Here is a 10,503-nt window from a genome sequence, read left to right as displayed (position 1 = left end):
AACAAACAAACAAAAAGACACAAAACCCAAAAAAAAAAAAAAAAAAAAACAAACACACCAAATGGAGCGGTGCGCCAGGGGGGGGGGGGGCAAAAACCTCGTAATCTTTCATTTGTGCTTCCTATGACTATGTTTGCGCTTAGAGAAGGAGATTTTACTACAACGTCAGATCCAATAAGGGCACAAAATATTCAGGTAAATAAAGAATTGTTATTAAATGAAAAATGTGGAGCATATAGTGTAACCCTGGATGGTAATACTATAGGTAAAAAAGAATGGCTGCAACAATATGCCGCTTGCGACATGCCTGCCATAATTTTGGTGCGTGACCCTATAAAAACGCTTATAAGTGTCATAAATTTTGTGTCAGATTCTAATCCTGCAGATTTTGATTTTATAAATTATTGGCTTGAGTCATGTCAATTTAGTGGGCTTAGCGATTTTTCTACGACCATCGGCTTTTATTCTAACTACAAACTTATTGAGCCGTATACAAACAAAATTCTTTATGTAGATTGCCAAGAGATTATTAGATCTTCGACAAGACAGACAATGGAAAAAGTGGCAGACTTTTTGGGATTTGAGGTTCCTGATAGAGAAAACTTTGATATGCAAGTAAATGATTCTATCACGCGTCTTTTGCCGCTAGAAATAGAAATATCAGGTTTTAAAATATTTGCAAGTGCATATAATGGAAGATTTACTCAAAGAGATGTATATCCTTTATATCATGCAAAAGACACTCGCTGTTATATTGCAAAAAACTATAAATGTAATCATATTCCAAATCATGAGTTTTTTATCTCCACTACCGCTAAAACTTTTCCTAAACATCTTGAGGCTAAGCTATACCAGGTTGTTGATGACGAGCTGGCTCAAGTCGCAAATCAAGCAAAAAGCAATAAAACAAAAGCCATTGCTGTAGATTTTTTCTTTGAGTTCTTGTGTGAGAATCCACATTGGTGGCATAAGTTGGATTCTGTGATTAAATATGAAATCACCCATATAAAGCAAGTTAGGCAGGATATTGTCGATTCATGGTTGTCATATAAAGCATTTTGCGAGCTCGGACCTCTTTTGAAGCAAACAAAATAGCGCATTATAATAAAAAGTGTTTTTTTGGTATTTTTAGCTCTATGGCAAAAAAATCAGCCAAGTATTTCCATATATATTCTTTCTCTTACTTGTGTGGGAGAAAAAGCGATAAAGTGGCTATTTTTGATATCTGGTTTATTGTATAACAATGGCTTTTTGGTATCAATATCTAATATAACTCCGCCCGTTTCTCCAAGTATAGCATCTCCAGCAGCCGTGTCCCACTCTTTACTTCCTTCAAATCTAGGATATATATCAGCCTCGCCATTAGCCAGAGCGCACAATTTAAGAGATGAGCCTTTCTTTAGTGTCTGCATATTATGTGCTTGGATAAATTCTTGCGTAGCTAGGGTGCTATGATACACAGAATCGCAGGCGATTAGTTGCGCTCTAGGAGCAGGATCACATCTCATGGGCTTTTTGATAGAGTCAATATACTGCAATATATTATTATTAATCGCTAGCTTTGGATTTATCAATACATCCGGTGCAATATCATCTAATCCCCGTAAGCCATCTTTGGCATAAAAAGCCCCAAATCCTTTGCCACGCTCATCCTTGCCACCAAAATACAGCTCATTTAGCGCTGGCGCATAAACCACCCCCAATATCGGCGCATTAGCATAAATAAGTGCTATATTTATAGTAAATTCTCTTTTTCTTGCAATAAATTCTTTTGTGCCATCAAGTGGATCTATAAGCCAATAAAACTCCAACTCTTTGCGCTTATCATACGACAAAACAAACTCTTCAGAGCAGACTTCTAGCCCAGAGCATAGCTTTAGATTCTCTACCAAAAAGCGGCTAGATTCTAGATCTGCTTGTGTGAGTGGGCTTTTGTCTGCTTTTAGGCTATACGCCTCCTCTCCATAAAATTTCATCACAATTTTGCCCGCCTCCAAAGCACAAAACATGCTTTTATAAAGCAACTCTAGCATGGCAAAATCTCCAAATCACTTTTTGCATCAATCTCCATCCACCCACCATAAATCTCTACGGCATGCGCATTGCAAAAGCGATCAATCAACGCTTGCAAAAAGCTTGTCATATACATATTTGGAAAATCTTTGCCATCATAGATACTACCCCTATCCAGCTCATCATAAAATCCAATCACTTGCGGCAAAAATGCATGCGATATTTTAAATAACCCAATATATTGCCCTTGTATCTCATCATAGCTTTTTGGCTTTTTTCCAAGCTCTAGAATCCTATTGCCATCAAGCTTCATCGTCTCTGCATCATCTAGTGGATTTTCAAATCTTTTTTTCCACAATTCGCGCCATTTTTTATCTACCACGATTCCAAGCGGCATATTACATTCTAGCAGCTTAGCCACAATCCCTTTGGAGTACACAATATCCGCATAAGAGATGATAATATCTTCTTTTGTCTTAGCACAAAGATTCAGAAAATCCCTCGCGCAAAAAAGAGTAGAAACCATATTGGTGCAATCATATTTTTCATTTCTATAAAGCTTTGTTATCCCTTGCGCGCGCGCATAATCCTGCAAAGTATCATAAAGATAACCGCCTACAATAGCAATCTCATCAATATTATTTTCTCTCAATGCCTTTATTTCATAATCAAGTATTTTTTGCCCCTGATAAGAAACCATGCATTTTGGCGTTTGTACTGTAAGTGGCATAAGTCTTGAACCAAATCCTGCTGCCAAAATAAGTGCTTTCATTTTCCATCCTTTATGGCTTGTAGCCATTGTGAGAGTATTGTTTTGTCATTTAGCCCCATATCGCGCTCTATGTGCCACATTATACCAAATATGGGCTTTTGCGCGTGTCTATACGCCTCGATAGTATCATCTTTGGCGATGGCTAGCGGGATTAGCGGCTCAAAAACTTTTTTTATGCAATAGCGATGAAAAGAATTTACAATATATGTATCATATTTATTTTTATCTTGCGCTTTATCAAGACTCCTTGATTGTGCGCAAAATGCTTCATGTGGCGCTATATGCCTTTCAGAAGTGATAAATTTTGCCCCAAAATAGTGCGCTATCATCTGTGCCCCGCGACAAATCCCAAGCAATGGCAACCCATAATCGATGCAATATTCAATAATTTTTGACTCATAAGCATCTCTTTTTAATGATAGGGTATAATCTTTATTGGCAGATTCTTTGGTAAAGATTGACAAATCATTGCCGCCGCTAAAGATAACACCCTGCAAATACCGCGCATATTTCAAAAAATCAATCTCATAACTTAATGGCAATGGTACAAAATCCGCAAAATCCTCACTCTTGGCAAATAACTCCCCCCAATCAAGCGCCAAACATTCCCTTGTCTCTTTATATTTATCGTGTTCGATAAGTCTTTGTGTTATGCCAATAAACATTATTTATTCCTTGATTTTACACTATCAGAGGCAGAAAATCTGCTTTGTTTCGCATTCTAGTCTGATTCTTTGCGCTTTTGCAAATAATCTAAATTTTTCCTCGCCTACGCCAATAGCCGCTGGAATCTGCAATTCAGAAGCGCGTATCGCCATGTGGGAATTAGCCCCACCATAGCATGTTATAAAGCCAGCGATATTTTTAGCAAATAGATAGTCAAACCCCGGATCTGCTGCTGGAATCAAAATGATTTTTCCCTCAAGGTTTGTGCTTGCGTTTGCCCCATCATTTATGATGATGGTCTGTGCCATTATACTTTTGTTTGTAATAAAGTTTGGCATAATTTTTGGGGCATAAAAGCTAAAAATATCTTCCTCGCTAAAAATAATATCAGGCAATTTTAGCGCACAAGTCAGCGCGAATTCTTCTTTATGCGCTTGTATTTCATTCATAAATCTTTCTTTTGGACTATTTTTATAAAGGCTAGAATACAGCGCAAGGATACTTTTTATATCCAAATGTGCCATGTCCTCAGGGGCTATTTCTAGATTCTCGCCAAGCTCTTTGATAATGCTTAGTGCTTTGGAGAGAAACTTCGTAAAAGCAAATTTTACACCCTCGCGCCCCTCTATAGTCTTTTTTAGAAAATCAAAGAAATTAGGCGCATCTATTTTTAATCCATTTTCTTTAAGGACACGATTTAAATCGTGCAATCTCTCACTAGAAAGCATAAAATCCGCTTGTGTAGATGCGCTAGATTCTAGACTGGAATCTAGCGTGCGATCAATCCCAGAATCTAGCGAGCCAAAATATTCTTCAAAGGCCTCATCATAGCGAGGAGAGAGGATATTATAACTTCCGGCACGCAAATGTCCGTATTTTTCAAGAAAAGCATTTTTAGTTTCAGCGCTAAGATATTTGGAATCTATAGCCAACTCTTTGGCTTTGGTGTGCAAAGAAGCAAGAAAATTTATTTTTTCTTGCGCGCTTAAAAAGCCTATTTTTACAAGAGAATCTAGCATTTGCATAGCTACAAACGCCGCCCTAGCGATGCCGGCAAATGGCAAAGTGCCAAATCTTTTGCAATCCTCAATAAGCCAATAAATCTTGTCATATGGCGAAGTGTAGGAATTTATAATTATTCCATATTTGGATTCTAGCTCTTTTGCCTTAGCGAGATCTTTTAGATAGAGACCATTATTGGGGCTTATGATGCGATTTGTAAGCTCTAGTAAGGCAAATTCTATGCGCTTAATTTCATTTTCGTTAAATCCATAATCCAAAAGTTTTTGCAATTTTTTTGGTAGCATAAAATCATAGCAAGAAAAAACAATATCAAATTCTATCTTATCATGAGCCCAAGGCGCTTCACGAAGCCTAGATATATAATAATCAACAAGTTTGGCGGAGATATTTTCATCCAAATTTTTTGGGATAAAGGAGTTGAAAGAAAGCCTTACATCTATATAGGGGATTCCCAAAAATGATAGCATAAGTGGATGGGAGCGCAGGCTGCGATATCCATAATTATCGCGCTGATAAGCCCAAATATTATCCGTAATGATTTCTTTATAAAGGCTAAGTGCAAGTCGCTTTGGCTTAAGCCCAATAATCTCGGCAGGATTCCAATCGGGCATCACACCAAAAATAGTTTTATCGCCTAATATTTCAGGATAGGGGCAGTTTAGTGTGTGGATACGCTTTGCAAGTCTTTCGAGCGCTCTAGGCGCTAGCTTATCATAAACGCTTTGAGATTCATCGATGACTAGCGGGCGCACTTGGAGGCAATAAAGCGTCAAAATGTCTTGTTCACCAGATTTTATTTGGCCAGAATTTATTTTTGTGGCAGAATCTGCTTTGAAATCTATTTTGGAGCCCGCCAAATTATTATCGCATTTATCGTATGCAAATGCAAATTCAACATCAAGTCTCCTGCAATCAAAAATCTCTTCAAGCTCCATTATCACCTCTATGCATCGCGCCATTTTTGGATCTTTTGGCAAGGGCGCTTGGCGATAATGATAAAAACCAGTAGCCTGCGTGCTGCCGCTAGTGATAGCCTCATTTGAGCCGCTGCAGTCGTAGCTTATGCAAAAATATGGAGATTCATTGTCTTTATCCACGCTAAATGCCACGCCGCACAGCTCTATATTTTCAAGCATTGGCTGTATCAAAACCTCATCATTTTCATAAGGCATAGATTTTCCAACTTTTGCAATAGCCTCCAAAATCTTGTCTTTATCATCGCTTGGAATATGCCCTATACTCAAAAATGCGCCGGCATTTGATTCTTTAAACCCATCTTCTTGCTTGGAGCTTGAGCGCACGATGATATGCCTCGTATTCCATGTGGAAATCTTGGCAAAAAGCTCATCTCTAGCTTCTTTGACGCGGATAGATTCTAGTGATGTTATAGCTAGTGGCAATACTTTTGCTTTGGTGAGGCGCGTGCTTAATGAGGCGAGATTTTGCGCCTTTGTTTTGAAGACTAAATGATTCATTTGCATATGGCCTTTTTGTAGCTTTAATATTTTGGTTACAAAAATTGTGATTTTATACAAAATCACCTTAAAATCAAAGCCAACACTGCTATAAAACTGTGTTTAAACTTGCTCAGCTAATTTGCACATTTTTTCAAATTCTTGATAATATTTCCAAGAGGAAACAATATGCGGTGCGTGTTTTTTTACATGATCTAGTTCATAATCAAGCTTTGCTTTAAACTCTGCCCTAATATCTGGGTGATTGCGGAAATACTCAAGAATCTGCTCTTCAGTGATTTTATTTTTTGCTTGCATATCCATATAATTTTTTAATTCTTTAAAATATCCAAGCAAATAATCTTTGATTTCTTGTTTAGATTCTAATATTTTTTCTTTATCTTTTGCATCTATATAAAGCTTGATATTTTGAAAAGTTTTGAATTTTGTAAAAAAGCTATCCATAATATCTATGCCAATGTCAATTAATCCTGTGTTGTCCTCATGCACCGTGATGATAATTTGTAAAAATTTCTCTTTTGGCTTGCAAAAAGGGCTTAAAAAACGATTTAAGAAAGAGCTTAAAGATAGGTTTAAAGAAGATTCTGGTGTGTTTTGTTTCTTACAACTTTGCTTAGATTCCGCGGGAGTTTTATTTGACCCCCCCCCCCCATAGAGTATTTTATGATTTTCTTGTTTATGTGTATAGGGGACTTTTAGTGTCAATGGCAATAAGCCGGTAAAGGCACCATAGAGTTTTTGTTCATATACTCTTGATGGTTTTGGGGTTGGGAATGAGAGCAAAGAGGATAGTCTTTTCATAGTCTCAAAAGCCTTGTCTGGCAATATTTCAGATGTGTCTACATAATAAATCTTAGTTAAATCGGGAAGGGCTTTTATAAGTGAATTTTGGATAAAAAATGCTTGATTTTTGTCTCTCGTTATATATTGAACTCCATCTATATATGGTTTATTGACGAATTTTCTATAACCAGTAAAAGTCTCCGTAACAAAGCTATCAAATTCAATGTTTATAACCTTATTGTAATTTTCACCAATAATTAGCCAGTCATCCGCGTTTCTGCTTTGGAAATTCAAATTAGTTTTTATAATGCTAATAGGATCGCGGACCAAAATCACGCATGGAACACTGGAATCTATTAATGAAAACAGCTTGGCAGAATCAATAAAGCCATATTCGGCAAGCACAATAGCATTGTTATGCTTTTTTAATATTTTTCCAGAAATAAGCGTATCCCATATGCGCAAATAAACAATTTCAGCTTGTTCAAAACAATGCCAATTTATTCTCACTCTGCATTCTTTTAAAAATTTCCAAAAAACATTATGTCCAACACCATGAGAGCTAAGAGCAATAAATTTATAATTTTTTGGTAATTTGATTCTGTAAATCCAAGCAATCCTGCCACAAATATGAAATATTTTTATTGACATTTTTTTAAAAAAATTTATTGGCATCTTTGATATCCTACAGGAAGAAGGCGGTTTATGTAGATGCCTATTATATCATAAATTATGTGTAATATTTTTAATTTTTAACTTTCGGCTGTGGTTGTTGTGGTCATTTTGGATTAAAATTTGCTTAACAATCGCGATATTAGAATCTATCGCTATCGCCGCAAATCCCAAAATCTCAAAGGAGTGCCTATGCCAAAAACGCCAAATATTCGCGCGCAAAATCCTCTAAATCCGCAAAATTTGCAATATCAAAGCCAAGCGCAGCCGCAGAATCCAAACGCCTCGCAAAATACGCAGAATCCAAACAAGCCAAACCAGCACGCCGTGCAAAACACACAAATGCAACCAGCGCACGCCACGCAAAACACACAAGCACAACCAGCACAGCCCCAAGACAATTTCACCAAAAATTTGCAAGCGCTTAGATACACCGACCCCATGCTTTTCCTCGCACTCAAATCATTCAAGCCCAACCAAAAATACGAAGTTTTCATGGATAATGACCCGGCAAACTACAACATCATCGACACGCAAAACGCCACCGCCCTCTATCTCACAAAGCCCATCGATGAAGTGATGGAGAAAAACGCGAGTCTCACGCCTTATTCGTATTATCCTTTTATCTATCTCTATGGCTTAGGCAATGGCGTGCTTATCAAGCTTCTTTTCAACGAGCAGCGCAAGCGCATCGTGGTTTTTGAGCCAGAGCTAGAGATAATTTTTATCGTGCTAAATCTGCTTGATTTTTCCGCCGAGATTGCCTCTCGCTCGCTAGTGATTTTCTACACCAAGCAGATTGGCTACATCACGATAGACTCGCTGTTTGATAGCTTCAAATACTCGCGCGTATTTGTCAAAACTTATGATTTGCTAGTGACGAATAGCTACTATGAGCGCTACCAAGATGACATCATGCGTATCAATGGCTATTTTATCAAGGCTATCGAGCAGGCGGTGGTGAGCGTAGGAAATGACGCTAGGGACTCGGTGGTAGGCATTTTGCACCATATCACAAACCTCCCAGATGCCCTGCGCTCGCCAACGCTTGATGAGCTCATCTCAAAGCTAGACAAACGCATCGAGAAAAACGACACTGCTATCATCGTCTCCACTGGTCCAAGCCTCTACAAACAGCTCCCACTGCTAAAAAAAGTCACCCCCTATGTCACGCTGCTATGCGTGGATGCGAGCTTCCCTATCCTCTATCAGCACGGCATCAAGCCAGACATCGTCATAAGCCTTGAGCGCGTGGAGGCGAGTGCGAAATTCTACACCGACACGCCAAAAGAGGCGCAAGAGGGCGTCATCTTTGCCATCACTTCTATCGTGCATAAAAAGCTAAAAGAAGCACTAAAAGGCGCTATGGTGCAGTTTAGCTTCCGTCCGTTTGGCTATACAAGCCTCTTTGGGTTTGACAAATATGGCTATATCGGCATCGGTATGAGTGCTGCAAATATGGCGTATGAAATCGCGATGTATGCGAAGTTTAAGCGCTGTGTGTTTATCGGGCAGGATTTGGCGTTTGGCGAGGATGGGACTTCGCACTCAAAAGGCGCAATCTATGGCACAAACGAGTCGCAATACAAAAAAGAAGGGCTGCTCGTCCCCAAATATGGCGGTGGTGGCGAGGTGGAGACTAGCAAGGTTTGGAAGCTGTTTTTGAACTTTTTTGAGAAAGACATCGCGCGCACGCCAGCGACTATGGAAGTCATCAACGCGACTGAAGGCGGGGCTAGAATCCATGGCGCGGTAGAAATGCCTTTTGCCAAAGTCGTGGAAGCGGTGCTAAATGGCGAGGATACGAGGGGGCAAAATATGGGCGCGGCTGGTGTAGATTCTGCTGTGGGGGCGGATTCTGGCGCGGAATCTGGTGTAAATGTAGATTCTGGCGCTTTAGATTCTCACATTTTAGATTCTGCTCGCGCGGTAGAATCTAGTGGGATTTTGGATTCTATGCGCGCGCAAAATGGCGCAAAAGTGGATTCTAATAATTTAGATTCTAGCGATGCGGATTCTAGCAAGAGAGCAGAATCTAGCGTCACTCCAGAATCTACCAAATCTAGCGCCAAATCCGCCGCCAAATCCACCATCAAATCCACCCGCCCACCGCGCATAAAAACACCCATCACCCTAGCATACCCCAGCCAAAAACAAAGCGAGGCAAACATCATCAAAGCCTACAAAAAATGCCAAGGCATCATCCGCTATGGTAGCGCGCAAAAGCGCAAAATCGAGCGCGTGTTTTTGCAGCTGGCAAAGGAGCTAGAGCACATCGAGAAGCTAAACGCCGCCAACAAACTAGAAAAGATAAATTTCGAGAAAATCAACCGCCTTTGCGACAAAATCGATGAGGTGAAAGAACTCTTTGCAAGCCGCAAATTTACAAGCTATTTTATGGATGCGATACAATCTTACATTTTCCACCAAGAGCTTGACATCGCGAAGGTTTTGGTGCTTTATACAGCGAACGAAGATGAGATAAAGGCAAAGCAGCTGCAGTGGCTCTACTACCATAAATACTGGCTTTTCTCGCTGGCTGGCGGAATAGACTGCGTGATAAACACCGTCGAAATGGCACTAAAAGAATGGGACAAAAAGGACTTGGCGCTAGCGGAATCTAGAGTAAAACCAAGTGGCAAAAAATAGGGGGCAAAATCTGGCGGCAAAAGCTAGCAAAATAAATGGACTTAATTCTGGTGCTCCAACATTACCATTTAGTTTTTTGTTAAAAACATCTTGATTTATATGCTATAATATGTCACAAAATTTAAGGAGCAACACAATGTTAAATTCTATAAAAAAGTATTTTATGGGCAAAAAAGAGGCGAATATGGATTTTGGTGATATGGATGGACTTCGAGATTTTGAAAAAGGCTCAAGCATTACCTCTTCACTCAAATACCCAGCTTTTTGTAAGCTAGCAAGCAAGGATGATAAAGTATTTGCAAACTTTCGAAAAAATCCAATCTATACAGCCGTGCTAGAACATGTGGATTACAAAACGGGTAAAGAATATCTAAAAGTGGTGCTTGACAGAGATATGTTTAGCAAACAGGATTTTAGTGATTTTGCAAAAAATGACCTCTACGGGGGGTG

6 protein-coding genes and 2 pseudogenes are annotated in these 10,503 nt (G+C 39.2%); 3 read left to right on the top strand and 5 right to left on the bottom strand.

Annotated elements, in window-relative coordinates; translation table 11 throughout:
* Positions 1–1,095 (top strand): DUF2972 domain-containing protein (locus BKN38_RS09540; protein WP_143000277.1); only part of this gene is annotated, 1,095 nt, incomplete at its 5' end.
* 53 nt (positions 1,096–1,148) lie between these two features.
* Here the strand turns inward: BKN38_RS09540 and BKN38_RS09535 are convergent.
* The 5 genes from BKN38_RS09535 to BKN38_RS09515 all read right to left on the bottom strand — a co-directional run bounded on the left by BKN38_RS09535 (position 1,149) and on the right by BKN38_RS09515 (position 7,407).
* Complete coding sequence (locus BKN38_RS09535) at positions 1,149–2,033, bottom strand: 3'(2'),5'-bisphosphate nucleotidase CysQ (RefSeq protein WP_066458285.1); 885 nt, start codon at positions 2,031–2,033, stop codon at positions 1,149–1,151.
* Positions 2,027–2,785 (bottom strand): NTP transferase domain-containing protein, encoded by a 759-nt coding sequence (locus BKN38_RS09530; protein WP_066458287.1) that lies wholly within the window; start codon positions 2,783–2,785, stop codon positions 2,027–2,029. The genes BKN38_RS09535 and BKN38_RS09530 overlap by 7 nt, the downstream gene beginning before the upstream one ends.
* A complete protein-coding gene (locus BKN38_RS09525) occupies positions 2,782–3,450 on the bottom strand; it encodes a gamma-glutamyl-CDP-amidate hydrolase (protein WP_066458289.1) in 669 nt (222 codons plus the stop codon). Before BKN38_RS09525 ends, BKN38_RS09530 begins: the two co-directional genes overlap by 4 nt.
* A 24-nt stretch (positions 3,451–3,474) precedes the next feature.
* Complete coding sequence (locus BKN38_RS09520; RefSeq protein ID WP_066458294.1) at positions 3,475–5,949, bottom strand: PEP-utilizing enzyme; 2,475 nt, start codon at positions 5,947–5,949, stop codon at positions 3,475–3,477.
* A 102-nt stretch (positions 5,950–6,051) separates the two neighbouring features.
* Positions 6,052–7,407: a DUF2972 domain-containing protein gene (locus BKN38_RS09515; protein ID WP_070957813.1), complete on the bottom strand. Its 1,356-nt coding sequence runs from the start codon at positions 7,405–7,407 to the stop codon at positions 6,052–6,054.
* A 189-nt stretch (positions 7,408–7,596) separates the two neighbouring features.
* Between BKN38_RS09515 and BKN38_RS12340 the strand changes: the two are divergent.
* Positions 7,597–9,192 (top strand): annotated as a pseudogene (locus tag BKN38_RS12340) (6-hydroxymethylpterin diphosphokinase MptE-like protein); the annotation flags it as partial.
* Between the two features lie 997 nt (positions 9,193–10,189).
* Positions 10,190–10,503, top strand: a pseudogene (locus BKN38_RS09505) (hypothetical protein); the annotation flags it as partial.

The organism is Helicobacter sp. CLO-3 (assembly GCF_001854545.1).
GTDB lineage: Bacteria > Campylobacterota > Campylobacteria > Campylobacterales > Helicobacteraceae > Helicobacter_B.
This window is presented reverse-complemented; position numbering and strand designations above follow the sequence as displayed.

Coding starts and splice junctions, on each gene's coding strand:
- BKN38_RS09530 (WP_066458287.1), bottom strand. CDS start 2,785: ATGAAAGCACTTATTTTGGCAGCAGGATTTGGTTCAAGACTTATGCCA.
- BKN38_RS09535 (WP_066458285.1), bottom strand. CDS start 2,033: ATGCTAGAGTTGCTTTATAAAAGCATGTTTTGTGCTTTGGAGGCGGGC.
- BKN38_RS09515 (WP_070957813.1), bottom strand. CDS start 7,407: ATGCCAATAAATTTTTTTAAAAAAATGTCAATAAAAATATTTCATATT.
- BKN38_RS09520 (WP_066458294.1), bottom strand. CDS start 5,949: ATGAATCATTTAGTCTTCAAAACAAAGGCGCAAAATCTCGCCTCATTA.
- BKN38_RS09525 (WP_066458289.1), bottom strand. CDS start 3,450: ATGTTTATTGGCATAACACAAAGACTTATCGAACACGATAAATATAAA.